Raw genomic sequence first — 23,815 nt, 5'->3', positions numbered from 1 at the left:
TTGAATACATAGTTATTCTACGTAGAAAATATAGGGTTATTCATTTTTTGTGAGTTGATACTTTCTCATCAGCCCTCGAAATTGATGATAGCTTAATCCGAGCGACTTAGCGGCTTGTCTTTGATTAAATTTGGCAAATTTCAGCGATTCATTAATGACATATTTATCTTGTTGTTCCTGCCACTGTTTGAAATCCATCGGGAATGCAAGCTCAGCTTGGTTTTCTTCTTGCTTGTTGAGTGTCGCAGAAGGTTCTTGAGTTTCTTCTTGCCAATGTTTTTGGAACGGATCAAAAATCAATGAATCGATAGGGGAGTCAGCAGTATCGTGTTGATATACAACTCGTTCTACCACGTTTTTAAGCTCTCGAATATTGCCGGGCCATGGATATTCCGTAAGACTTTGTATTGCTCGAGGTGTAAAGCCAGCAAAGAAAGGCAGTTCGAGTTCTCGGCACATACGAATAGCGAAATACTCAGCGAGTAGGCCAATGTCTTCTTTGCGCTCCCGAAGCGGCGGAAGGTGAATAACATCAAATGCTAACCTATCGAGCAGGTCAGCTCTAAAATCGCCCTCTTGGGCAAGCTTTGGTAAGTCTGCATTGGTCGCACACACTAAGCGTACATTGGCGTTTAGGGCTTGACTACCGCCGACACGTTCATATTGTCCGTATTCGATGACCCGCAACAATTTTTCCTGTACCGACAATGGTGCAGTGGCGAGTTCGTCAAGAAACAACGTACCGCCTTCAGCGCGTTCAAAGCGACCTTGGTGCCTGCCTTTCGAACCCGTGAACGAGCCAGACTCGTGGCCGAAAAGCTCGGAATCGATTAAGCCTTCGCTAAGTGTTGAACAGTTAAGTGAGATTAACGGTTGGTCCCAACGTTTTGAAAGATAGTGCAAACGCTGGGCGATAAGTTCTTTACCTGTACCGCGCTCGCCAACGATAAGAACGGGACGCTCAATCGGTGCTAAACGAGAGACTTTATCCAGAACGGCGTGAAACGCTGGGGATTCCCCAATTAAATTTTGTTGCACAGTTATCTCTCTCTATCCATAACAAGACGTTATCGGTCACCGCATCTGTTTCGCTAAGTAACGGATGAAATAGTTGGTGAAATTTACCAACTGTTGGTTAAATCGTTTATAGCATAGTCCTGTCTTTTTAGTAATTCAATGTAAGCTACTGAAAAATAAAGCCATGAAAATTGGCATGGAACTTGGAGTACACATGACGTAACTAGGCTGTGACAGGTTTGAACAGCGAATGGATAACTAAGGAGTCAAATATGGGCATTTTTTCTCGTTTTGCAGACATCGTAAATTCCAATATCAGCGCTTTGCTGGATAAAGCGGAAGATCCTGAAAAAATGATTCGTCTCATTATTCAAGAGATGGAAGATACGTTGGTGGAAGTTCGTACTAATTCCGCCAAAGCGATAGCAGATAAAAAAGAACTCGCACGTAAAGTAGCAAGTATCGATGATCAAATCGAAGACTGGCAAAACAAAGCTACGCTGGCATTGAACAAGCAGCGTGACGATTTGGCTCGCGCAGCTTTGATTGAAAAGCAGAAGTTGCAATCAGTTCTGAAAAGCTTACACACGGAACAAACCTTAGTAGAAGAAACCATTGATAAACTCACTGGCGAAATCACTAAGTTAGAAAGCAAAATCACTGAGACTCGCGCGAAGCAACAGGCGTTGGCTATTCGCTCTCAATCGGCGGTGAATCGTCGTAATGTGCAACGTCACTTGCATACCAGCCGTACCGAAGAAGCAATGTCGAAGTTTGAGCAATACTCACGTAAAGTGGATGAGTTAGAAGCAGAAGCGGATCTTTACGCTCAGTCTGCTCAAGGTAAGTCTCTTGACCAAGAGTTTGCAGAACTTCAAGCTCAGGATGAAATTGAGCAAGAACTGGCAAAACTTAAACAGCAAATGAAACAAGATCAGCAGTAGAACAATAAAATAAATAATAGGAGTAGACTATGACCTCAGTATTTTTTGCTGGACCACTCATTGTCTTTCTGATTTTTGTCGCCCCACTGTGGCTGCTTCTACACTATCGCAGTAAACGAAAAGTAGGCAGCGGGCTTTCTTCAGAAGACTATGAAACGCTGCAACAGCTTTCGGAAAAAGCGAGTGGTTTGCAATCGCGAATAGAAACACTTGAGCGGATTCTGGATGCGGAATCTCCAAATTGGAGACGCAACTATGACTAGCCGAGAATTATATCGCGACCCAGTAAATGGCAAGATAGGTGGCGTGTGCGCTGGTCTGGCGAACTATTTTGGCTTAGAGGTGTGGATTGTTCGCATACTGGTTATCTCTGCAGGGCTATTGGGTGGCGGCTTTTTGATTGTATTAGCTTACCTAGCATTCATGTTGATGCTAGAGAAGCAGCCTTATCAATACGAGCAAAGCGTCAAGTCACAACGCGAACATACGTTGAAAAGTAAGCCGTGGGAGCAAGGTCAAACCCCTGGTGCACTGCTCAATACTTTGAATGAAGACTTAACTAAAGTAGAAAAACGGGTGCGCAATATGGAGGCGTATGTCACTTCAGACGCATTTAAAGTGAATCGAGAATTCAATAAGTTATAATCCACCCATTGAGCGGAATAACAAGGAACAATTGCATGTCAGATAAGGCAGATAACACGTGTGCTTGGGCAATGAAAAATCCACTAGAGCGAGAGTATCATGACGCAGAATGGGGTGTTCCTGTGCATGATGACGTTAAGTTGTTCGAATTTCTCACTCTAGAAGGCGCACAGGCTGGTTTAAGTTGGATAACGATTTTGAAAAAGCGAGAAGGCTATCGCCAAGCGTTTGAAGATTATGATATTAACCAGTTAGCGCAGTACGATGAATCGCACGTTCAAAAGATTATCGACCAATTTGATGTGGTTAAGCATAAAGGGAAAATAGCGTCTGTGTTTTCTAACGCCCGTGCCGCGATTGAGCTTCAGAAAGAGTTTGGTTCATTGGATAAAGCGTTATGGCAGTTTGTTGGTGGTCAACCTAAAATCAACCATTGGCAGGATATGAGCCAAGTGCCCGTCTCTACAGAAGAGTCAAAAGCCATGAGTAAGTTTCTTAAGAAGCGAGGCTTTAAGTTTGTCGGCGAAACCATCTGCTACTCCCTCATGCAAGCCGTTGGCATGGTGAACGATCACCTTGAGCATTGCCCCAAAAAATAAGCGGTAGAGCAGATCATTGCAGTAAGAATCAGTAGCAATAAGAAAGAGCACTTAGGTGCTCTTTTGCATTTTTTCTTTGTTGCTTTTTGGGTAATGGTTACTACTAGGCGGTAACCGCTTGCTCCAAAATAACGGAGTTATAGCGAGCTAAGCCTGCTTCTAAATCTGCAATCAAATCGTTCACATCTTCCAGACCAATATGCAGACGAATCAACGTACCTTCAAAGTTAGGGTTTGCAACCGTACGCAGGCTGTTAAAGCTGTTTGGTTCATTGGCTAAAATCAGGCTTTCAAATCCGCCCCATGAATAACCCATGCTGAAGTGTTTCATTCCGTCCAGTAGAGCGGTAGTTGCTTTAGGGCAGCTTGTCTTCAGCACAAATGAAAACAGACCGTTGCCACCAGTGAAATCACGTTTAAAAATTTCGTGACCAGGACAAGAAGGCAAACCCGGATGACGAACATGATCGACTTCTGGTCGTTCTGCAAGCCACTCAGCGACTTTAATGCTGTTTTCAGCATGCTGGCGTAGGCGAACATCAAGAGTGCGTAAACCCCGTAAACCTAGATACGCGTCGTCTGGCGATACGCATTGTCCCATCAGGTAACTTTGCTCACGCAGTTGAGGCCAGTATTTTTCAACACAAACAGCTGTACCTAACATCACGTCTGAGTGACCAACGATGTATTTTGTTGCCGCTTGAACAGAGATATCGACACCATGATCGAATGGTGAAAAGTTCACGCCTGCGCCCCAAGTATTATCCAACACGACAATAATGTCATTCTCGTGAGCGATGCTAGATAGCAGTGGAACATCCTGAACTTCCATCGTGATTGAACCCGGAGATTCCAAAAACAGCATCTTAGTGTTTGGTTTGATGAGCGTTCGGATATCTTCGCCAATCATTGGGTCGAAGTAAGTCGTTTCTACGCCTAGCTTCGCAAGGATCTTTTCGCAGAAATCACGAGTAGGTTCGTAACAGGTATCCACCATCAAAACATGGTCACCTGTCTCAACAAAAGACAAAATAGTATTGCTTATTGCAGCCATACCACAAGGGTAGAGCGCACAGCCAGCACCGCCTTCAACCTCGTTCATTGCTTCCTGAAAAGCGAAATGTGTTGTTGTGCCACGGCGTCCGTAAAACAGAGTTTTGTTGGCGCGGTTTGCGGTTGCATGATTCTTTTCCGCAACGCTATTAAACACAATTGTTGAAGCTCGTTGAACGGGCGGGTTAACTACACCGTTGGTCCATTTCTTATTGCGACCAGCGGTTACAAGCGTAGTTTTTTTCCTTCTGCCATGGTTTGTCCTTGTTAAATGCATCGTTTGACTATTTAAAACATGGAGACATGTTTAAATGCAACCCTGCAAAGGCAAAAAGATCAAAGAAGTGGGTTAAACAGGTAGAAGACACGTTCGAGGAACCGATGCCCGAGGGGACGTTTTTCCCAGTTCTCGTACTCAACTTGCTGAGATTGTTCCATATAGCCTTGCTGTAACCAGTACATTTCTTCAGTGAACTCTTGGTCGTCCACAGCCAGTGTTACCTCGAAATTGAGCCACAAGCTGCGCATATCCAGATTAACAGTTCCAACCAAGCAGAACTTTCTATCAATCACGACGGATTTCGTGTGCAGGAGGCCGCCATAAAACTTGTGGATGGTGACGCCGGCTTCCAATAGTTCACCGTAAAAAGATCGAGATGCCCATTGAACCATAAAGGAGTCATTCTTCATTGGAATGATTAAGTCGACTTTAATGCCTCGTTGCGCCGTCATTTTTAGGGTTGATAGCAGGTCAGCACTTGGCACGAAATAAGGTGTCGTAATGCACACAGACTCGTTCGCTTGGTTGATAGCTAAAGTTAAAACCTGAGAAATTAGATTTTCGGGCATCCCTGGGCCGGAAGGAACAACCTGGACAGGGTGTTGAGGTAGAAGCGGGTTTATCTGGCATTCAGGTTGTGGCGGAAGTTCACGTATTCCGGTTTCAACTTCCCAGTCCCAGCAATGAATGGCAGAAAGTACATTTACTGTTGGGCCTGTTACCCGAACCATAATGTCAATCCACTGACCGACACCAGAATCTTGTTTGAAATAGGCAGGGTCAACCATATTCATCGAACCGGTATAAGCCACTTTGTTATCAATAACGATGATTTTTCGATGTTGGCGAAGATCGAGACGACGCAGGAATATACGCCACGGGCTCACTTCGAGAGCTTGAATCAGTTGAATACCTGAATCTTGCATCATCTTTTCCCAATGACTGCGGAAAAAACGAGGGCTACCAGCGGAATCTAAAAGTACTTTGACATCAACACCTCGTTTCGCCGCCTGAATGAGTGCGGAAGCAACGGAGTCGGCTAATCCACCCGGATGCCAAATGTAGAAAACGATTCGTATTGTGGACTTTGCTTGTTCGATATCCTCAATGATGGAGTGAAGGATTTCGTTGGGTGAATTCAATAGTGACAAGGTGTTTCCCGATAACGCTGGGATACCCATTCGGTAGTTACACAGCTCATCAATCTTAGAAATATGTGCACCCATGGCTTCAGGCATGTGTGCCTGACAGGCATTTAAGGACTTAAACCACTCACCAAACGGAGTGAACATCTCTTTCGCTCTGTCAGCGCGCTTTCGTCCTAGATTCAGTTCACCGAAAAGGAAATAGCAAATCACACCCAGTATCGGCAGGATATAAATGACCATGAGCCAGGCCAAAGAGACACTAACTGCGTTGCGTTTAAATACCACACGTATAGTGACACCCGCCACAAGGAACCAGTAGAGAGCAATGCCTGCAAGTGTTAAGAAATGATAAACCTTATCCATGAGTCACTTATATATAAAAAACCTAGTGCTGATATTAAGTCGAAAGCATATGTGAAGAAAGAAATTAGCGTAAATGAATGTAAAAGATATGTAGATGGATGCTTTTTGATGCGCAGATGATGTAGGCATAAATTCTTACAAAAAGACCAAAAAAGCATCATTTAATCTATTAAATAGACATGAATGCCATAAATTAGTCTGTTCGGGCTTCCAATTTTATTCTCAAACTGTTTTACTTGCCACCACTTCGATATCTATTGATATTTTTGTTTGTGTAAAATTAAATTTACACGCAAATGTAGCTATCGACAAACATATAATGCAAACACACACATCGGTATAAAAATTATGGCAAGTAGCTCTAGAGGGCAGTTCACCTCTCGATTTGGCTTCATCATGGCAGCAGCAGGTTCTGCTGTAGGCTTAGGAAACGTTTGGGGTTTCCCCACTCAGGCGGCCAGCAATGGTGGCGCGGTATTTCTTTTTGTTTATCTGCTTATGGTTTTCCTACTTGCATTTCCAATGTTAGTAGCAGAGCTCACCATTGGCCGTTATGGTCAGTCGAACTCAATCAGTTCGTTTAAATCTGTTTGGCCTAAGGGTAAAGCTGGCGCTATTTTGCTTGGTGTTGTCGGCTTAACCGTTGTGTCTTTGATTCTGGCTTTCTACGCGATCGTTGCAGGCTGGTTGATTGGCTCGTTCTTTGGCAGCGGCTTAACTCTGCTTGGGATGGACAGCGCGGCACATTGGCTCACCAGTTTTGGTACTGAACGCAATTTAGTACTGATGGTGTCATTCATGGCGATCACTATGTATGTTGTGCGTAGCGGGGTAGCCGATGGTATCGAAAAATGGTCAACCCGTTTGATGCCAGTATTGTTTGCTCTGTTCGCTCTGCTAACGGTTTACATCTTTACTCAAGAAGGCTCGATGGAAGGCCTGAAGATGTACCTTATCCCTGATTTTTCTCATTTCACGCCTTCTTTAATTGTGGGTGCAATGGGGCAAGCGTTCTTCTCGCTATCTTTAGGTGTGTGTGTAATGACCACTTACGGTTCATACCTGAAGAAAGATACCAACATTCCAAAGACTGCGGCTCAAGTAGCTTTGATCGATACAGGCGTCGCGTTTATCGCAGGTCTAGTGATTCTGCCTGCTATGTTTGTTGCTAAAAATCACGGTGTTGAAATCTTCTCTGAATCTGGCGATCTTTTGAACTCGGATACACTTGTGTTCACTGTACTTCCAGCCATGTTCGATACCATGGGCTCTGTTGGTGCAATCGTTGGTTTGGTGTTCTTCTTACTGATGATCATTGCGGCGCTGACGTCATCGATTTCAATGCTAGAAGTTCCGGTTTCTTGTGCAACGGAAGAGCTAAAACAGAACCGTAATACTGCAGTACTTTGGATTGGTGGTTTGGTAACGATTGCCTCTGGTGTGATTGTTATGAACTTCTCAAGCCTGTTCGGTTTGGTGATTCAATTCACGACGGTTTACTCACAGCCAATCATTGCACTGCTGATTACGCTTCTTGCAGGTTGGATTTGGAACCGCAACCAAGTATTGAATGAACTGAAGCAAGGCTACCCAGAAATTGAGAGTAGCTGGTTCTGGAAAATTTGGCCGACTTACGTGCGTTTCGTATGTCCGGTACTGATGCTGTTAGTGTTCTTCGCATAATCAGCTGTTCGCATCATTAAGATGTTTGATTTCATAAGGCCGCTTTTAGCGGCCTTTGTTTTATCTCTATCCTTTTATGTCTATCTGAAGGCGGCAACATAATGTTTTACTGACCTTTAGTCTCAGTTGAGTATAATGGCCGTCCATTATTGAGGGGCATCATGTTCGATATTCTATTTACTCACCCTGATTTTATCGTCATCAATAAGCATCCGAATGTTTCGGTACACAAAGATGATGGCGATACCATGCTGTTACAAGAAGTTGGCAAAGTCAGCGGTGATTCTCAGCTTTATTTAGTTCATCGACTCGATAAGATGACGTCAGGCATATTATTGCTTGCGCGTAATGCTCAAGCAGCGAGCGAACTTTCTCAAGCCTTTGCTTATCGTGATGTTGAAAAATTCTATTTAGCTCTTAGCAGTAAGAAGCCAAAGAAAAAACAAGGCCTGATCAGCGGGGATATGGAGCGCTCTCGTCGTGCTTCTTGGAAACTGCTTGCGACTCAGCAGAATCCGGCGGTGACCCAATTTTTCTCAGCCGCAGCAGAGCCAGGCGAGAGATTGTTTTTGTGTAAGCCTCACACAGGAAAAACGCATCAGATTCGTGTAGCGCTTAAATCGATTGGTTCAGCAATTGTAGGTGACCCTATTTATAACGCTTCCGATGAAGCTGACCGTGGATATTTACACGCCTTTGCTCTTAAGTTTATTTATGCTGGCGAAACCTTTCAGTTTCTCTGTGACCCAAGAGAAAAAGAGTACCTTGGGCAGAAATGGAACAGCGAAGTGGTGAGTCAAAACATCGAATTATGGTTACAACCTTGGTCACTTAACTGGCCAACAGTGAAAAAGTAATATTATGCAACTTTCAGCTTTACCCGTTTTTTTTGAAGAGCTTAATGCTCAGCTCACACAAGCCCCTGATGAAGTTCGTCGACTGTTTCATGGTCGAGGTCAACGTTGGGAAGGCTTGGAGCAAATTACTTGTGACTGGCTACAGGGACAACTGGTTGTAAACTTGTTCAAAGAAGTGGAAGAAGAGTTTCTTCAAGCACTCGAACAAGGTTTGCAAGCGTTATCGCAATCATCCTTATGGCAACAGCGAAACGGCAGCTGTATTTTGCTTCAACACCGTTACGCTGACGGAGCTCCTTCCCAAGTACTTTGGGGAGAGTTGAACTCAAGACCTGTTGTGGTTGAAAGTGGTTTGAAGTATCAGCTTGATATTGGCAGAAACCAAAACTTTGGCTTGTTCCTCGATATGCGTTTAGGCCGCGACTGGGTGAGAGAACACGCCAAACATAAGAACGTACTTAACTTGTTTGCTTACACCTGTGGATTTTCCGTGGCAGCGATAGCGGGTGGGGCCGATAAAGTCGTCAATGTCGATATGGCAAAAGGTTCTTTGTCGAAAGGGCGAGAAAACCATCTGATTAATGATCACAACCTCAGTAAAGTGAGTTTCCTAGGACACGATATCTTTAAATCGTGGGGGAAAATCAAAAAAGCTGGACCTTATGATCTGATCGTTATTGACCCGCCATCTTTTCAGAAAGGCAGCTTTGCGTTGACTAAAGATTACCAAAGAATTCTTCGTCGTCTTCCTGAACTATTGACTGAAGGTGGGGAAGTGTTGGCTTGCGTTAACTCGCCAATGGTAAGCAGTGATTTTCTGATTGATGGAATGAAAGCTGAAGCTCCAGATTTGAACTTCCAGTATCGTCTCGATAACCCGCCAGAGTTCGCAGATATCAATTCAGAGTCAGCACTGAAAGCCTTGGTTTTTAGCTAATGGACGTTTAGATGCGCGTTTAAACCGAAAACAAAAATAGCAGCCAGAGGCTGCTATTTTTTATGATTCGCTTATGTGTTTATAAACGCTTAGTTCATATGGTCGCTAAGTTTAAATGTCAGTGTGTGGACATCGTTTTTCAGTACCAATGAATCTTTAGTTAGCGTCATATCGCTCCAATCTTGTAGCGTTTGAGAAACTGCTTGTTCGGTATCCATGATGTCACCGATACACATCTTCATGGTTTTGCCCATTTTCTCAATACGGAACTTGTTGTCTTTCACTTCCGCTTGGCCGAAAAAGTTGTTACAGCCAGCGTTACCATTGGCAATCATTTTTTCGCCAATTTCTAAGTTAGGAGTTCTTAAGCGTTCATTCTTCACTACGTCTTTACCATCAACTTGAGTAAGTTCCCAGTTGTGGTGTTGTAGGTCTTGAGCCGTAATTTGCACTTCATCACCAGTACTTTGACAAGCCGTTAGAATTACAGGCAGCGTTACCGCCGCAAGTAGCGATTTTGAAATCAGCTTCATATGATTCACTCCGAATATGGAAATTCCGCTCAGTATAGTCAATAAAACACTGTTTTTGTCAGAATGAGGTCATAGATTGAGTCTCAAATCACATCAATCTGTTTGTTACTTATTGAAATGTATAAATATTGTTGGGTTGTCAATTGCCGTATGTAAGACAATTCCTAAAGTTGCTTAACACTTTTACGAACGATAAGTGTTGGTTCGAGTTGAATAATCTCAGGCTCATTGCTCAGCTTATTGATCTTTTTAAGTAGTGTATCAACAGCCGCTTTTCCTAAGCGGTATTTAGGCTGATGAATGGTGGTTAACGACGGAGACATAAACTTGGCAATGTGAATGTCATCGTAGCCTATGATGGAGATGTCATCCGGAATGGAGAGGTTGTTTTCATTTGCTGCGTTAATCACACCCATTGCCATCATGTCGTTACTGACAAAGAGAGCACTTGGCAACGAATTTAACTTCATCAGCTTGATAAACGTGTCGTAGCCCCCTTGGCACTCAAAGTTTGACTCCATGACCCATTCAGGGTGTATTTCCAAATTAGCTTCACGCAGCGCACGTTTGTAGCCTTCATAACGCATCTGTGCCTGATGATGATTCAAAGGCCCCGTAATACAGCCGATCTCTTTATGACCACTCTCAATCAGATGTTTGGTGGCCATGTAGCCACCAAGCAGAGAGTTATCCTGAATCTTATCGCTGGAAAATAGCATCGGGCCCCAATCCATCACCACGACAGGGATATCTGGGTAACGTTCAAACTCATCAATGCGTTCCCCCACCAATGTAGAACACATCAAAATAATGCCATCGACGCGTTTTTGCAGCAGGGTATTGATTGAGGCTTTCATGCGCTCGTGATCGCCTTCTGTGTTACACAGAATCAAGTTATAACCTTGTTGGTAACAGTTGCGTTCGACACCTTTGACCACTTCACCAAAGAATGGGTTGGTTGATGTTGTCATCAACATACCTATGGTTTTGGTGCGGTTCATTTTAAGGCTGCGAGCTAGAGCGGAAGGAGCGTAGTTGAGTTCTTGAGCGGCTTTGTTAACCCGTTCCGCAATCTCATCGCTTACGAAACGGGTCTTGTTGATCACATGGCTAACAGTCGATGTTGAAACTCCAGCGAGTTTTGCTAAATCCTTCATTGTTGCCATGTCATCAGTATCCTTTACTTTTGTTCAGCTAAGAATGCATCTACTTTTTGTTCAGCTAAGAATGCATCAACCTCAGAGCGTTGTGGAATAGAGGTCTGCGCGCCAAAGCGGGTAACAGAAATCGCGGCGGCGGCGTGTGCAAATTTAATTGCTGATTCTAAAGGCATTTCTTCTAACAAGCCAGTAACAAAAGCGCCGTTAAAGGTATCGCCAGCTGCAGTTGTGTCGGTCGCCTTTACTCTGAATCCCGGAATAATGACGCCTTTACCGTTCTGACTCAACCAAACGCCTTTGGCACCGAGAGTAATCATGACGGTTTCGATCCCCTTACTGTGAAGGACATCCGCCGCTTTTTGTGCCGATTCATCGTCGGAGACGGTGATGCCTGTCAGCATTTCAGCTTCAGTTTCGTTCGGAGTAATGATATCGATGCAGCTAAGCAGTTCATCTGGCAATTCACGCGCAGGGGCAGGGTTCAGTATCACCTGAGTTTGCGCATTTTTTGCCACTTGAGCAGCTTGAATAATACCGTCCAGCGGTGTTTCAAGCTGAACAAGCAGGTATTGTGCATTACGTATCTGGTCAAGATGCGGCTCAATGGCTTCTGCGGTAAGCTTTGCATTCGCTTCGGCAGAAATACAGATGCTGTTTTCGCCGCTGTCAGAGACCTGAATCATCGCGATACCAGTAGGGCAGTTTGGTTGTAGCTTGACCCCTGATACATTGATGCCATCGACTTTGAAGCTTTCGCGAATGTTAATGCCAAACGAGTCATCACCCACACAAGCAATAAAACCGACATCGGCTTTCAAACGAGCTGCCGCTACAGCTTGGTTTGCGCCTTTGCCACCTGGGATAACTTGGTAATTGCGGCCGTGAAGTGTTTCGCCTGGGCGAGGAAAAGTCGGTACTTGAAGAACGTGGTCTGCATTGACACTACCGAATACCACCAACTTATTCATAGAAGAAGTCCTCAGTGTTTTAGGAATAAAAAAGAGAGGTTTAAAGTCTTTATTTACTTAACACGTTAAAGTTTAAAACATTAAAGCTGTCTTTTTTCACCCTCCCCGTGAGGAGAGGGTGTGATTAGCAATTAAGTATTGATACGCAATTACTTAGTGATAACTTTTAGTGGAACTGGGATGTACTCTTCCACTTTTTCGCCTTTCAGTACTTTGTCAGCTGTTTCTACACCTAACGCACCGATCATATCTGGTTGTTGAGCAACCGTTGCTGCCAGTTTGCCACGTTCTACCGCTGCAATACCGTCGTCTGTGCCGTCAAAGCCAACAATCATTACGTTTTTACCAGAAGCCTGAACTGCGCGAAGTGCGCCTAGTGCCATTTCGTCGTTCTGTGCAAATACCGCTTCAACATCTGGGTTAGCTGCTAGTAGGTTTTCCATTACGTTCAGACCCTTAGTACGGTCGAAGTCGGCTGGTTGGCTAGCAAGTAGCTGCATTTGGCTGCCTTTAACTGCGTTCATAAAGCCTTCACCACGCTCACGCGCCGCAGAAGTACCAGCAATACCTTCCAGTTGAATAACTTTGGCTTTCTCACCCACTTTTTCCATGATGAAGTGACCTGCCATTTCGCCGCCAACAATGTTGTCAGATGCGATGTGGCTCACTACGTCACCACGGCTTGCACCACGGTCCAGAGTCAATACTGGAATCTTAGCGTTGTTTGCAATGCGAATTGCGTTCGATACCGCATCTGAATCCGTTGGGTTGATTAGGATTGCTTTCACACCACGAACAGTAAGGTCTTCCACGTTTGAAAGCTCTTTACTTGGGTCGTTTTGTGAATCTAAAACGATAATGTTATAGCCGAGCTCTTTTGCTTTTGCTTCTGCGCCATCTTTCATCGTAACGAAGAATGGGTTGTTCAGCGTAGAGACGACAATTGCCATCGTATCTTGCGCGTATGCAGAGACAGAAACAGAGGTTGATAACAGTGCAGCTGAAATCAGAGTTGCCAATTTTTTCATTTAAATTTCCTTATGCTGGGGGAGACCTAACCGAAGTTAGGTCTGTTGTTTCACGGGTTATTTGTTTTTGTTGTCTACAAGTACTGCAAGCAGGATAACCACTGCTTTTGCAATCATTTGGTAGTAAGAAGACACATCTAGCAGGTTTAGTGCGTTGTTCAGGAAGCCGATAATCAAAGCTCCAATCAGTGTGCCCATGATCTTACCGCGACCGCCCAGTAGGCTTGTTCCGCCTAACACTACCGCTGCAATAGCATCAAGCTCATAGCCCATGCCTGCAGTAGGTTGTGCAGACGATAGACGTGATGTCACGATGATGCCCGCTAGAGCTGCAAGAAGACCACAGATTGCGTAAACGCCGATTTTGACTTTGTCTACGTTGATACCTGAAAGACGTGTCGCTGATTCGTTACCGCCTGACGCATATACGTAGCGGCCAAAACGAGTGTGATTTAGAAGGTACCAAGCTGCGGCAAATACGATTGCCATCAACCATACCGGAACTGGAATACCTAGCATGTAGCCTGTACCAAACCATGCAAATGCATCCGCAGTATCGGTAAAGCCAGTAGAGATTGGTCGACCGTCGGTGTAAACCATGGTCACACCACGTAGTAAAGTCATGGTAACTAGGGTTGCGATAAACGCCTGAACCTTACCTTTGGCAATCACGAAACCACTGATCGCCCCTAGTGCAGCACCAGCGATAAGTGCTGTTGGTACCGCAATTAATACCGGAACTTCAATAGCTATAAGGCTTGCGGCAAAAGCACCACAAAGAGCAAGTACAGAACCGACACTCAGGTCGATACCGCCAGTCAGAATAACTAACGTCATACCTACGGCGATGATGGCGTTTACCGATGTCTGACGAAGAATATTCATCAGGTTATCCATGGTAAAAAAGTTTGGATTTAAAAAAGAGACAACCACGATCAGAAACAGCAAAGCGATAAGTGATTTCTGTTCGATCAGCCATTCTTTACTCAGCAACTTCTTTTCGCTGACAGAATTTGTTTTATTCATAGTGTTAGTACTCATGCTGCTTCCTCGTTCACCGTTTTACCGACGGCACACGCTAATAGATTTTCTTGGTTGGCGTCTTTAGCTGAAAACTCTCCGCTGATTCGACCTTCATGCATCACCAAGATGCGGTCACTCATACCCAAGACTTCTGGCATTTCTGAAGACACCAAAATGATACTCATGCCTTCTGCTTTGAACTTATTGATTAACTGATAGATTTCTTTCTTTGCGCCTACATCAACACCGCGAGTTGGCTCGTCAAGAATCAATACTTTTGGACGGGTCATTAAACCTTTAGCTATAGCCACTTTTTGTTGGTTACCACCAGACAAATTGCCAATGATCTGATTTCTCGAAGGTGTTTTGATATTGAAGAGCTGGATAAAGTCTTCCACTGCAATAGCTTCATCGTTGTGTTGCAGCTGAATACCTTTAGAGAGCTTATCCAATGCGCAAAGCGACATGTTTTCTTTCACTGAAAGCCCTAATACTAGGCCGTCACCTTTACGGTCTTCAGAAATATATGCGATACCGTTAGCCAAACCGTCTTGAGGAGTGACTGGGTTTATAGTGCGTCCATCTAAATTAATTACGCCACGTTCTGAAGGTAGAGCGCCGTAAATGACTTTCATCAATTCAGTTCGACCCGCGCCCATTAAGCCAGAAACACCAAGGATTTCGCCTTTTTTGAGTGTAAAGCTGACGTCGTGAACACCGGAGCCTGTTAAACCAATCACTTCTAAGCAAGTGTCGCCGTGTTTAACGTCAATACGTGGATATTGCTCTTCAAGTTTACGGCCAACCATCATTTCAATCAGGCCATCTTCGTTGATGTCAGTAACAGGGCATTCGCCTATAAACTTGCCATCACGCAGTACCGTTACGTCATCACAAATTTCAAATATCTCTTTCAAACGGTGAGAGATATAGACAATGCCGCAACCTTGTTCACGCAGTTCGTTGATTACTTTGAACAACGACTCTGTTTCAGTATCTGTAAGCGCATCAGTAGGTTCATCCATGATGATGACTTTTGATTCGAACGATAACGCTTTGGCGATTTCTACCATCTGCTGCTCGCCAAGACTCAGTGCGCCCAACTGAGTTTTAGAACTGTATTTTACGTTCAGGCGAGCGAGTAACTTATCCGCTTGCTGATACATTTCATTCCACAGGATGCGGCCCATAGGGCTGGTTTTTTCGCGACCGAGAAAGATGTTTTCTGCAATCGTCAGTTCTGGGATCAGGTTAAGTTCTTGGTGGATAATACTGATACCAGCTTGTTGAGAATCTCGTGGTCCTTTAAACGACGCAGGTTGTCCTTGATATTGAATGTCACCGGCATCTTTGGTGTAGATGCCTGTTAACACTTTCATCAAGGTTGATTTGCCAGCGCCATTTTCGCCCATAAGCGCCATGACGCGGCCGGGATAGACATTCAGACCTGCTTGGTCGAGCGCTTTAACCCCCGGGAAGGCTTTATCAATGTTGCTTAGCGCTAAAATTGGTTGAGTCATGCTCTTTCCTCAATTGTTGAGTGGGAGATGGAATTAAAAAACCACACCAGCTTGGAAAATGACGTTTGCGTACGGGGTACATTCGCCCGTTCTGATAACCGCACGGCTATCTTGAGTACGTACTTTGAATTCTTCGTGCGACACGTAAGCAATATTGATGGCTTTGCCACAGCGAGACTCTTCGTCTTTGAGCTCTTGAAGCAAAGCAGCGTGAAGCTCTGGGCTAACCTGAGAAAACTCACTGGCCATTACGACACCTTCTATTTGAGACTCAGAAAGAATGACGCGAACGGTATCTAAGAAACTCGGCACACCATGAGTCAATGCTAAATCGATGCGTTGTGTTTCGTCCGGAATCGGTAAACCAGCATCGCAAATAGTGATCTCATCGGTATGACCTAGTGTTGCCGTCAAGTAAGAGAGTTCTGAATTCAGTAGGGCGCTTTTTTTCATTGTTTTACCTATGTAATCGCAAATGTTTTGTCTTTGGAACAAGGTGTTTTTATCGCTGTAACGGTAAAAAAACAGTTCATCGAAACGTTTCGATGAAATCTAGGCCATTAAATTGAAGTTGAACAGTGAGAGAAATATCTTGTGTGAGAATGATCGACGAATTTTATTGATAGGATGGAAATTAGGTGATCAAAATCACTTTGTTTACCGCTTTAATACACATGAAGCGGCCAAACTTGCGCAGTAATCGCTGAATCACGCAGATTGGTTAGAATTTGTTGATTGAAACTTCTCTTTTCTATACTTATAACTGTAAAAACAAGCTAGAAGTAACCACGTTGAGACTTAAGATAAGGCTTGATGAATCAATCACCGAACAGAAGGAATACTCATGGAGCAGCTTGAATTTTTTACTGTGCCCAGTCCTTGTATTGGTGTTTGCTCAATGGACGAGAAAGGGTATTGCCGAGGATGCATGCGTAAACGTGAAGAAAGATTTGGTTGGTTGGAAATGACGCCAGCGCAGCAAATTCACGTCATCAAACTGTGCAAGCAACGTTATCGCCGAAAAATAGCGCAAAACAAAGCATTAAACGAAGGGGCTCCCGAATCCGAGAGCCCGCAACAATCATTGTTTTAGGACGATGTAATAAAGACGTGGCCTATTTTAAAGACCAAAGATCACTGACCCAGCCACCAGCGTGAGCGTCGAAGTGCACTCCGCTAAATTTGCTGTTCACATCTTTAAAAGGTTCAGAATTACGTTGTTCGGACATGATTGCTCGTATATGGCAAGCCATTGGGTCAGTAGGATCCGCGTTGGATGCTTGTGTTCTGATAGCAACTTCTTTGATGAGCTGCAAACGGTAGCTGTTACTCGCGCGTTTCATTTTGACCTCCGTAAACGATGTGACCATTAAAAAAGTTAGGATCTGCTCATTTTTTAGTCAACGCAGATCCTCCCATATTTTTTCTAATGCGTAATCGTTCACAAAGTTGTTTGAGACACCATGCAAACTTCAATCAATTATGAGTTGCGACAGATTCTCACAACATAATGCTTCGTGCTAATCCAAGGATTTTTTGAATCTCAAAGACGCGATAATCAGCCCTAATAAAGTAAATCCTGCCAGCCAAAGCGTGTCTTTCCAGAGGTCTGTCAAATCTGCTCCTCTTAACACAATGCCCCGAATCAGACGCATAAAGTGGGTTGCGGGTAATACTTCTGATATCCATTGCGCCGCGACGGGCATTCCTTCATATGGAAACATAAAACCCGATAGCAAAATGGAAGGCAGGAGGATAAACACCGTCATCTGCATGGCTTGAAGTTGAGTATTTGCCAGCGTTGAAATCATCAGCCCGAGGGTTAAACTCGCGGAAATAAACAATAAGGTACCAAATAAAATCTGGCTGATATCACCGTTAATGGGCACTGCAAAAATGTAGTGTCCTAAGCCGAGAATGATGAACACCTGAATCAGACCAACAAAGATATACGGAACAATTTTCGCAACCATCAGTTCGATAGGGTGTATCGGCGTTGTGATCAGCAGTTCCAAATTGCCTCGTTCTCTTTCTCGTACAATTGCGGCGCTGGTAAACAGGATCATTGTCATGGTCAATATGACGCCTAAAAGACCGGGGACAATATTGACAGCCGAGCGGCGACTCGGGTTATACAGCAAAGTCACCTCAAATGTGGGCGTGCTTGCGGGTTTGATTTTGAAATCAAAATCAGTAAGCGGCATGGCTCTAAGGCCCATGATAGATCCTGCGATAATGGTGTCCGAACCATCGACCAGCCACTGTCCCAATTCTCTGCCTTGCTGCAAACGTTGAAGTAAGTCTTTTGGCAAGATCAAAGCCGCACGAACCTCACCTTGTTCAATGGCTTGCTCTGCATGTTTGGCGGTTGGGTACTGCTTAGTTACTGTGACCACTTGTGTCGCTTTGATTGATTCTGTAAGCAAACGTCCAAATGCGCTCTGACTTTGGTCGACGACAGCAACGGGGATGTTGCGAACATCCGTATTAATGGCAAACCCAAATAACAACAACTGAATCAGAGGAATCATGACCACCATGCCAAACGTGATACGGTCACGGGATAACTGGCGCAGTTCCTTGATCATTACAGCTTTCATTCGAAACAGACTATTCATTGGCGGCCTTTTCCTGTGACTGAGACAAATACATCTTCCAAGCTAGGGCGGGCAATTGTCAGTTCGGCGTTGGCTAAGCTCGGTTCAACGGATTTGAGCCATTCGATTGGATGGGTGACTTCGCGATGAATAAGCACACGCAATCGAACACCAAGTTGCGCTGCTGAGCGAACTTGCGGATATGATATTAACGATTCTTTGAGTTTGCGAAGATTCGGCGCTTTTACTTCAACAATATTTACGCCCATTTGCTGCATCAGCTTTTCCGGCTCGTCATCAGCGCGAATTTCACCTGACTCCATAATCGCAAGCCTATGGCAGCGTTCCGCTTCATCCATGTAATGGGTAGTGACTAGAATGGTTGTTCCTTGAGAGGAGAGATCAAATAGCTGTTCCCAAAACTCGCGGCGGTTTTCAGGGTCAACAGCAGAGGTCGGTTCATCCAGAAACAGTAACTCAGGATTATGCATAGTGGCTGCTGCGAGAGCGAGACGTTGTTTTTGTCCGCCACTCATACTTGATACGCGCTGCTTTCTACGTTCGTCTAAGCCGTAAGTTTTCAATTGTTCGTTGGTTCGTTGTGTGAGCGCTTTTCGGTTCATACCAAAAATCTGCCCCATAAACTGCAAATTTTCCTCAACGGTGAGTTCATCGTAGAGAGAAAATTTTTGCGTCATATAACCAATTTTCAAACGTAATTGTTCTGATTGTCTTGGGATCTCTAAGCCCAAAACATTAACAGAACCAGAAGTCGGGCTGAGCAAGCCAGTAAGCACTCGGATGGTGGTTGATTTACCGCATCCATTTGGGCCCAAAAAACCATATATACTGCCTTTAGGAACGCTTAGATTGATGCCTTCTATTGCCGTAAAATCGCCAAATTTTTTAACGACTTGCTCTGCGTGAATTGCGTATTCCGTCATCATCGCTCCTAGGGCAAATCTACTTGAGCGGGAATGCCTGATGGCAAGTTTTGCGCATCATCGGATAAATCAATTTCTGCCAGATACATTAATCGCGCACGTTCATTTTCTGTCAGCGCATAGTAGGGCGTAAATGAAGGTTCATTCGCTATCCAGCGCACAGTGCCTTGGTAAGTTTGTTCTACACCATCCACATGCACTTGTAACTTTGTTCCCTGTGTTAACTTAACCCGATAGGGTTCTGGTACGTATACACGAGCAAACGGCGAATTGTCGGCTTGCACAACAGCAACGATACTGCCGACAGAAACCCGTTCCCCTAAGTTGTATGGCAGATTATCAAGCACACCATCACGGGTAGATACAATGGTCAGTTCGTCGAGTTTCTGTTGTTGCACAGCAGAGTTAGCAATCGCTGCATCAAGTTCAGCTTTCGCCTGCTCAATATCTTCTACGCGAGCACCTGCGGTGAGTTTTGCAAATTCTTCTTTCGCCGAGTCTAGTTCGGCTCTGGCTGAATCTCTGGCAGACAGGGCTGTATCTTTTTCAGATTCGCTGATGAGATTTTTCGACACCAGTTCTGCTTTTCGGCGATAGTTTTTGTTGGCTTCAGTCAATTTTGCCGTTGCTAAGGTGACTTTAGCTTGCGCTACCGCGATATCTTCTGGTCGTTCACCATTGGTCAGTTTGGTCAGATAAGCATTGGCTTTTGCTTGCTGGGCAATGGCTTGGGCAAGCATCGCTTCTTGGCTGGTACTATCTAACCTAACCAAGATGTCGCCTATTTTTACTTGGCTACCTTCCTTCACTGGAAGCTCTCTGATGATTTCATTGCTGGTGGCAGAGAACGTTACTCTGTCTCGTTCTAAAGTCCCGAGAGCTTGTGAGCTATCTTCAGGAGCACAAGCAACGAGCAGAGGAAGTAGGAGCAACAATGCGCCGAGTGATTTCATAACAGGCTCCGTAGAAGTTCAAGATTTAACCGAATCGTATAAGTTTATGTTCATTAAGGGCTTTCTTGCACACATTATTCATCAAGGGTGTGAGCTGTGAAACCGCATTTTATGCAATCAAACTAATTCTGCATGGCTAACTTGGCAATACTGATTTTGATTGAATATGCTTCGCAGTTATTCATTGAACACCTAACCAATTTTCATAATCTGTCTCAGAAAACCAAAGAGTAAGTAACGTACGGTTTAGCTTCCTTTTTATGATGCGCTCCAGTTTATCAACTGGTTAATAAATAAGGATAAAACGTGAAAACTTTTAAATATTCACTTTTAGCTATTTCGTTAATGGCGGTGATGGGTTGTAAAGAGAGTGCTTCCTCCTCTGAGGCTCAAAAGAATGTAAATGACGCTACCCAAGTGACTCAAGATAATGCAACTGAGCGCAAGGAGAGAAAAGCGAACGCTCAAGATTTTGCAACACTGAAGCAAAGGGTGATACCTGATTTCGTTGCAAGTTCAGAAGCTTCAGCAAAGAAGCAGGGCAAGAATCTGGCAGAGTTGAGTGATGAATATTTGGCTTCGATTTCCGAGCAAGGCTCATGGGTGGATGTCAATTATCAACAAGTTGAAAAGCCGGGCTGGCAGCCGAGCTTGCATTTGGATCGATTAGTTGTCCTAGCGGCACAGTACAATAAAAATCCGACACAGGAACTGGGTAAAGCGGTGAGTAATGCACTCACATATTGGTTAGATGCAGATCCGAAAAGCTGGAACTGGTGGTGGCACGACATCGGTATTCCCAAACGCATAGGTTACAGTGCGGTGATGGCTAAAGATGCTTTAGATGGCGCTCTATTAGAACGTATTGCTCGCTATTTGCCTGACACTCCAAATTACTCGCCAAATAACCCTAACAGCCCGATCCCGAAAGCGGCGAACAGAACAGATATTGCTTTGGCAGTGTTAAACAGAGGTTTACTCACCGGAGATGCCGAAATGGTCGGCAAAGCTATTTCAGACATTGAAGACACTATAACGGTTAGCACGGCAGACGGTATTCAACACGATTATTCGTTCCATCAGCACGGTCCACAGCTTTATACCTCGGGTTACGGTCCGGTATGGTTTGGTGCCGCAGCCAAATGGGCGAGCTTTGTGGATGGCTTACCATGGCAGTTTTCGGCAGAAAAAACAGAGATTCTCGTGTCGTACATGATGGATGGACAGCGTTGGTCTAAACGTCATGGACAGTGGGACTACAACACAATGAGTCGAGGCATTAGCCGAGTCAAAGCCACTGAATACATGGCGGAGGCAGCAAAGGCTCTTCCTGAAAACACACCTATGGATTTGATTGCGAAATGGGCTCCAGAACGCGCTCAGGATGCGGAAAACTTTAAACGCCATGAGTTTGGAGATGTCGGTTCAGGCTTGAATGGTTTTAAGCACTTCTGGCGCAGTGACTATTCAGTGAAATCTGCCGATGGGCATATGTTCAGTATCGGTATGAACTCGCAACGTGTTGAACCTGCCGAAGCGGGGAATGGCGAAAACTTGAAAGGATTCTGGCTGGGATTCGGTAGTACCTTCCTGTTGCAACGTGGTAACGAGTATCACAACATCTTTCCTGTCTGGGACTGGACACTAGTACCGGGTGTTACTGCACCTGAATACGTAGGACAAGCCGCAGATTGGGGACGCATCATGCAGCCGGATGTGTCATTTGTTGGTGGCGTGTCTAACGGCAAGTTTGGCGTTACCGTAATGGATATGGATATCAACATACGCCATGCAGAAACGGCCCATTCAACTCAGCCAAATTTCTATAAGTACGGTGAAGGGAAAGGAAGAACAAAAGCCAAGAAAGCTTGGTTTAGCTTCTCGAATGAAGTGGTTGCACTTGGTGCAGGTATCTATTCAACCAATCATGAACACGTCAATACATCTGTTAACCAAGTTCTGCTTAACGGGCAGGTCACGGTTGATGGTAAGACGATTGAAAATGGCAAACGTGCGCTTACTGACACTAAATGGGTTCATCACGACAACGTAGGTTATGTGTTCCCTGAAAACTGGCATGGCAAGCTTTCCAATCAGACACAAACTGGTGATTGGAGCTCGATTCGTACCGCAAATAAGCCGGAATCAGTAAGTAAAGAAGTGTTTGCTTTGTCGATCAGTCATGGTTTCAAGCCTGAAAATCAAAACTATCAATACATTATTGTCCCGGGAACAAAAGCCGAACAAGTCGCGGTTTATGCTTCGGACATTCCGGTATCGGTTCTCGCAAACAATGAGAAACTTCAAGCGGTCGTACATAAAGGTTTGAATGTGACGGGCATTGTTTTCCATCAAGCAGGGGAAGTAGAACTGGGTGAAGGAACCGTTGTTAAAGCCAACCTTCCATCTGTGCTTATCCTTGATGAAAGCGGTGAAAAGCCGATATTGAGCGTGTCTACTCCAGGTCAAAGTTATGCTCCGCTTGAGCTGACGCTGGTTTCTGCTAAGTATGGAAATGTAACGCATTCAGTTCTGACTCCAAGTGGTGAGGCAGATACTGGAAAAACACTGACGTTTGCTTGGGATGAGAAGATTGATAACTCGTCTCGTCATTCAATGTTAGTACAGCAACAGAAAGTGTTAGCGAGTCAAAGTGAATTTGAACTGCTAGCCGCAGCGGATACGGAAGTTCAAGGCGGTCGCTATGCAGATGAAAACTTCGATATCGTTTCTCGCTGGGATTTGTATGTTGGTCAAATAACCGACAAAGAATCGCAACATGCTAACGCTACCAAGACTTCAAAATCACTGCTTAAGTTCAACTTAGAACGATTAACGAATACGCCAGTTAAGAAAGCGACGTTGAAACTTCATGTCCGTGACGTTAGCGGCGCGACAGAGCAAATCATCAACTTACTTAAACTGGACAACACCGACTGGCATGAAAGTTACGTTACATGGAATGATGTTGATGGTACGGCATTGCCAACCAATCAGGCACTAACCATTAGTGACAAAGACAAGAAACAGTGGGTTGAGTTAGACGTGACAGAACTTGTTGAAATGGCTCGTAAGCAAGGTGTTTTAAGCTTGATGCTTGAGAATGCAAGCGATGGTTTTGTTGCTTTCGGATCTGATGAAACCGAGCAAATTCCAATGCTGGCAATCGAACGAGTCGTACAGACTCAATAACAGTTCGATGTCCTTGAAGTACAAACGGTGGTCAATGACCACCGTTTTTTATCTCTATTACTTAGTTGGAAATCTTTCAATAAGGCAAAGCCTATTTCATCTGCTTTGGATCAAAGTAGAGTGGGCGGGTTGCCGCTAAGGTAAACACAGTTTTCGCTAAGTAGAAGGAGACAACTTACATGAACAAATGTGGACAGTGCCGACAATTTTCCCGCACGCCTGACAATCAAAAAGATTTGTGCGGTGCATGGGAGCAGCCTACCTCTGCAACCAGAGCGGCTTGTGAGTACTTCATGCCGAAAAAGCCACTTCGCAATATGGAACCGATAACGAAGCAGCCTTAGTGTTCAGTATTCCTATTTATTAAATGC

24 protein-coding genes are annotated in these 23,815 nt (G+C 44.5%); 10 read left to right on the top strand and 14 right to left on the bottom strand.

Annotated features, from left to right (window positions below; all coding sequences use genetic code 11):
• Positions 1-36: 36 nt before the first annotated feature.
• Positions 37-1,038 (bottom strand): phage shock protein operon transcriptional activator, encoded by a 1,002-nt coding sequence (pspF, locus tag P4S58_RS08480; RefSeq protein ID WP_337163595.1) that lies wholly within the window; start codon positions 1,036-1,038, stop codon positions 37-39.
• Positions 1,039-1,289: 251 nt separating this feature from the next.
• On the opposite strand from pspF, the gene pspA reads away from it, so the two are divergent.
• Genes pspA through P4S58_RS08460 form a run of 4 tightly spaced genes read left to right on the top strand, consistent with a single transcriptional unit; the run spans position 1,290 to position 3,205 of the window.
• Positions 1,290-1,961 carry a phage shock protein PspA gene (pspA, locus tag P4S58_RS08475; protein ID WP_102953034.1) on the top strand — a complete coding sequence of 224 codons (672 nt, stop codon included), beginning with the start codon at positions 1,290-1,292 and terminating at the stop codon, positions 1,959-1,961.
• Positions 1,962-1,990: 29 nt separating this feature from the next.
• On the top strand, positions 1,991-2,224 hold the full coding sequence (gene pspB, locus P4S58_RS08470) for an envelope stress response membrane protein PspB (protein ID WP_042482097.1): 234 nt from the start codon (positions 1,991-1,993) through the stop codon (positions 2,222-2,224).
• Positions 2,217-2,606 (top strand): envelope stress response membrane protein PspC, encoded by a 390-nt coding sequence (pspC, locus tag P4S58_RS08465; RefSeq protein ID WP_337163594.1) that lies wholly within the window; start codon positions 2,217-2,219, stop codon positions 2,604-2,606. Before pspB ends, pspC begins: the two co-directional genes overlap by 8 nt.
• Positions 2,607-2,641: 35 nt before the next feature.
• Complete coding sequence (locus P4S58_RS08460) at positions 2,642-3,205, top strand: DNA-3-methyladenine glycosylase I (protein ID WP_102986027.1); 564 nt, start codon at positions 2,642-2,644, stop codon at positions 3,203-3,205.
• A 103-nt stretch (positions 3,206-3,308) separates the two neighbouring features.
• Here the strand turns inward: P4S58_RS08460 and P4S58_RS08455 are convergent, their stop codons facing one another.
• Together P4S58_RS08455 and cls are read right to left on the bottom strand one after the other, a co-directional pair.
• Entirely contained in the window at positions 3,309-4,535 is a 1,227-nt protein-coding gene (locus tag P4S58_RS08455) for a cystathionine beta-lyase (protein WP_337163593.1), read from the bottom strand.
• Positions 4,536-4,594: 59 nt separating this feature from the next.
• Positions 4,595-6,049 (bottom strand): cardiolipin synthase, encoded by a 1,455-nt coding sequence (gene cls, locus P4S58_RS08450; RefSeq protein ID WP_337163591.1) that lies wholly within the window; start codon positions 6,047-6,049, stop codon positions 4,595-4,597.
• Positions 6,050-6,397: 348 nt separating this feature from the next.
• Here cls and P4S58_RS08445 point away from each other — a divergent pair, with 348 nt between their 5' ends.
• The 3 genes from P4S58_RS08445 (at position 6,398) to P4S58_RS08435 (ending at position 9,526) form a co-directional block, all read left to right on the top strand.
• Complete coding sequence (locus tag P4S58_RS08445; RefSeq protein ID WP_337163589.1) at positions 6,398-7,732, top strand: sodium-dependent transporter; 1,335 nt, start codon at positions 6,398-6,400, stop codon at positions 7,730-7,732.
• 161 nt (positions 7,733-7,893) lie between these two features.
• Positions 7,894-8,589, top strand: coding sequence for a TIGR01621 family pseudouridine synthase (locus P4S58_RS08440; protein WP_337163587.1), 696 nt, complete (start codon positions 7,894-7,896; stop codon positions 8,587-8,589).
• 4 nt (positions 8,590-8,593) lie between these two features.
• A complete protein-coding gene (locus P4S58_RS08435) occupies positions 8,594-9,526 on the top strand; it encodes a class I SAM-dependent methyltransferase (protein ID WP_102969396.1) in 933 nt (310 codons plus the stop codon).
• An 89-nt stretch (positions 9,527-9,615) separates the two neighbouring features.
• Here the strand turns inward: P4S58_RS08435 and P4S58_RS08430 are convergent, their stop codons facing one another.
• The 7 genes from P4S58_RS08430 to rbsD form a co-directional block, all read right to left on the bottom strand.
• The gene (locus P4S58_RS08430; protein ID WP_042482118.1) at positions 9,616-10,059 is read right to left on the bottom strand and encodes an META domain-containing protein; all 444 of its coding nucleotides are present in this window, start codon (positions 10,057-10,059) and stop codon (positions 9,616-9,618) included.
• Between the two features lie 164 nt (positions 10,060-10,223).
• A complete protein-coding gene (locus tag P4S58_RS08425; RefSeq protein WP_042482120.1) occupies positions 10,224-11,225 on the bottom strand; it encodes a substrate-binding domain-containing protein in 1,002 nt (333 codons plus the stop codon).
• Positions 11,226-11,239: 14 nt separating this feature from the next.
• Positions 11,240-12,187 (bottom strand): ribokinase, encoded by a 948-nt coding sequence (gene rbsK, locus P4S58_RS08420; protein WP_337163583.1) that lies wholly within the window; start codon positions 12,185-12,187, stop codon positions 11,240-11,242.
• A 149-nt stretch (positions 12,188-12,336) separates the two neighbouring features.
• The gene (gene rbsB / locus P4S58_RS08415; RefSeq protein WP_102941729.1) at positions 12,337-13,215 is read right to left on the bottom strand and encodes a ribose ABC transporter substrate-binding protein RbsB; all 879 of its coding nucleotides are present in this window, start codon (positions 13,213-13,215) and stop codon (positions 12,337-12,339) included.
• A gap of 57 nt (positions 13,216-13,272) precedes the next feature.
• Positions 13,273-14,256: a ribose ABC transporter permease gene (gene rbsC, locus P4S58_RS08410; protein WP_042482126.1), complete on the bottom strand. Its 984-nt coding sequence runs from the start codon at positions 14,254-14,256 to the stop codon at positions 13,273-13,275.
• On the bottom strand, positions 14,253-15,758 hold the full coding sequence (gene rbsA / locus P4S58_RS08405; RefSeq protein WP_042482128.1) for a ribose ABC transporter ATP-binding protein RbsA: 1,506 nt from the start codon (positions 15,756-15,758) through the stop codon (positions 14,253-14,255). Before rbsA ends, rbsC begins: the two co-directional genes overlap by 4 nt.
• Positions 15,759-15,791: 33 nt before the next feature.
• On the bottom strand, positions 15,792-16,211 hold the full coding sequence (gene rbsD / locus P4S58_RS08400; RefSeq protein ID WP_042482130.1) for a D-ribose pyranase: 420 nt from the start codon (positions 16,209-16,211) through the stop codon (positions 15,792-15,794).
• A 391-nt stretch (positions 16,212-16,602) separates the two neighbouring features.
• Between rbsD and P4S58_RS08395 the strand changes: the two genes are divergently transcribed.
• A complete protein-coding gene (locus P4S58_RS08395; protein WP_102969400.1) occupies positions 16,603-16,851 on the top strand; it encodes a DUF1289 domain-containing protein in 249 nt (82 codons plus the stop codon).
• Between the two features lie 22 nt (positions 16,852-16,873).
• Here P4S58_RS08395 and P4S58_RS08390 read toward each other — a convergent pair whose 3' ends face one another.
• From P4S58_RS08390 to P4S58_RS08375, 4 genes are all read right to left on the bottom strand, one after another.
• Positions 16,874-17,101 (bottom strand): hypothetical protein, encoded by a 228-nt coding sequence (locus P4S58_RS08390; protein ID WP_042482134.1) that lies wholly within the window; start codon positions 17,099-17,101, stop codon positions 16,874-16,876.
• 177 nt (positions 17,102-17,278) lie between these two features.
• Positions 17,279-18,376: an ABC transporter permease gene (locus P4S58_RS08385; protein WP_102969401.1), complete on the bottom strand. Its 1,098-nt coding sequence runs from the start codon at positions 18,374-18,376 to the stop codon at positions 17,279-17,281.
• Entirely contained in the window at positions 18,373-19,299 is a 927-nt protein-coding gene (locus P4S58_RS08380) for an ABC transporter ATP-binding protein (protein WP_042482138.1), read from the bottom strand. Before P4S58_RS08380 ends, P4S58_RS08385 begins: the two co-directional genes overlap by 4 nt.
• 8 nt (positions 19,300-19,307) lie before the next feature.
• A complete protein-coding gene (locus tag P4S58_RS08375) occupies positions 19,308-20,252 on the bottom strand; it encodes an HlyD family secretion protein (RefSeq protein WP_337163573.1) in 945 nt (314 codons plus the stop codon).
• Positions 20,253-20,558: 306 nt separating this feature from the next.
• On the opposite strand from P4S58_RS08375, the gene P4S58_RS08370 reads away from it, so the two are divergent.
• Both P4S58_RS08370 and P4S58_RS08365 read left to right on the top strand, forming a co-directional pair.
• The gene (locus tag P4S58_RS08370; protein WP_337163571.1) at positions 20,559-23,444 is read left to right on the top strand and encodes a polysaccharide lyase family 8 super-sandwich domain-containing protein; all 2,886 of its coding nucleotides are present in this window, start codon (positions 20,559-20,561) and stop codon (positions 23,442-23,444) included.
• A gap of 179 nt (positions 23,445-23,623) precedes the next feature.
• Positions 23,624-23,788 carry a hypothetical protein gene (locus P4S58_RS08365; RefSeq protein ID WP_167828594.1) on the top strand — a complete coding sequence of 55 codons (165 nt, stop codon included), beginning with the start codon at positions 23,624-23,626 and terminating at the stop codon, positions 23,786-23,788.
• The last annotated feature ends 27 nt before the right edge of the window (positions 23,789-23,815 follow it).

It is taken from the genome of Vibrio sp. Hal054, from assembly GCF_037162405.1.
GTDB lineage: Bacteria > Pseudomonadota > Gammaproteobacteria > Enterobacterales > Vibrionaceae > Vibrio > Vibrio diazotrophicus.
This window is presented reverse-complemented; position numbering and strand designations above follow the sequence as displayed.

Bases quoted from the DNA above. Each gene is read 5' to 3' on its own strand.
- pspA (WP_102953034.1), top strand. From the start codon at position 1,290: ATGGGCATTTTTTCTCGTTTTGCAGACATCGTAAATTCCAATATCAGC.
- pspB (WP_042482097.1), top strand. From the start codon at position 1,991: ATGACCTCAGTATTTTTTGCTGGACCACTCATTGTCTTTCTGATTTTT.
- pspC (WP_337163594.1), top strand. From the start codon at position 2,217: ATGACTAGCCGAGAATTATATCGCGACCCAGTAAATGGCAAGATAGGT.
- P4S58_RS08460 (WP_102986027.1), top strand. From the start codon at position 2,642: ATGTCAGATAAGGCAGATAACACGTGTGCTTGGGCAATGAAAAATCCA.
- P4S58_RS08455 (WP_337163593.1), bottom strand. From the start codon at position 4,535: ATGCATTTAACAAGGACAAACCATGGCAGAAGGAAAAAAACTACGCTT.
- cls (WP_337163591.1), bottom strand. From the start codon at position 6,049: ATGGATAAGGTTTATCATTTCTTAACACTTGCAGGCATTGCTCTCTAC.
- P4S58_RS08445 (WP_337163589.1), top strand. From the start codon at position 6,398: ATGGCAAGTAGCTCTAGAGGGCAGTTCACCTCTCGATTTGGCTTCATC.
- P4S58_RS08440 (WP_337163587.1), top strand. From the start codon at position 7,894: ATGTTCGATATTCTATTTACTCACCCTGATTTTATCGTCATCAATAAG.
- P4S58_RS08435 (WP_102969396.1), top strand. From the start codon at position 8,594: ATGCAACTTTCAGCTTTACCCGTTTTTTTTGAAGAGCTTAATGCTCAG.
- P4S58_RS08430 (WP_042482118.1), bottom strand. From the start codon at position 10,059: ATGAAGCTGATTTCAAAATCGCTACTTGCGGCGGTAACGCTGCCTGTA.
- P4S58_RS08425 (WP_042482120.1), bottom strand. From the start codon at position 11,225: ATGGCAACAATGAAGGATTTAGCAAAACTCGCTGGAGTTTCAACATCG.
- rbsK (WP_337163583.1), bottom strand. From the start codon at position 12,187: ATGAATAAGTTGGTGGTATTCGGTAGTGTCAATGCAGACCACGTTCTT.
- rbsB (WP_102941729.1), bottom strand. From the start codon at position 13,215: ATGAAAAAATTGGCAACTCTGATTTCAGCTGCACTGTTATCAACCTCT.
- rbsC (WP_042482126.1), bottom strand. From the start codon at position 14,256: ATGAGTACTAACACTATGAATAAAACAAATTCTGTCAGCGAAAAGAAG.
- rbsA (WP_042482128.1), bottom strand. From the start codon at position 15,758: ATGACTCAACCAATTTTAGCGCTAAGCAACATTGATAAAGCCTTCCCG.
- rbsD (WP_042482130.1), bottom strand. From the start codon at position 16,211: ATGAAAAAAAGCGCCCTACTGAATTCAGAACTCTCTTACTTGACGGCA.
- P4S58_RS08395 (WP_102969400.1), top strand. From the start codon at position 16,603: ATGGAGCAGCTTGAATTTTTTACTGTGCCCAGTCCTTGTATTGGTGTT.
- P4S58_RS08390 (WP_042482134.1), bottom strand. From the start codon at position 17,101: ATGAAACGCGCGAGTAACAGCTACCGTTTGCAGCTCATCAAAGAAGTT.
- P4S58_RS08385 (WP_102969401.1), bottom strand. From the start codon at position 18,376: ATGAATAGTCTGTTTCGAATGAAAGCTGTAATGATCAAGGAACTGCGC.
- P4S58_RS08380 (WP_042482138.1), bottom strand. From the start codon at position 19,299: ATGACGGAATACGCAATTCACGCAGAGCAAGTCGTTAAAAAATTTGGC.
- P4S58_RS08375 (WP_337163573.1), bottom strand. From the start codon at position 20,252: ATGAAATCACTCGGCGCATTGTTGCTCCTACTTCCTCTGCTCGTTGCT.
- P4S58_RS08365 (WP_167828594.1), top strand. From the start codon at position 23,624: ATGAACAAATGTGGACAGTGCCGACAATTTTCCCGCACGCCTGACAAT.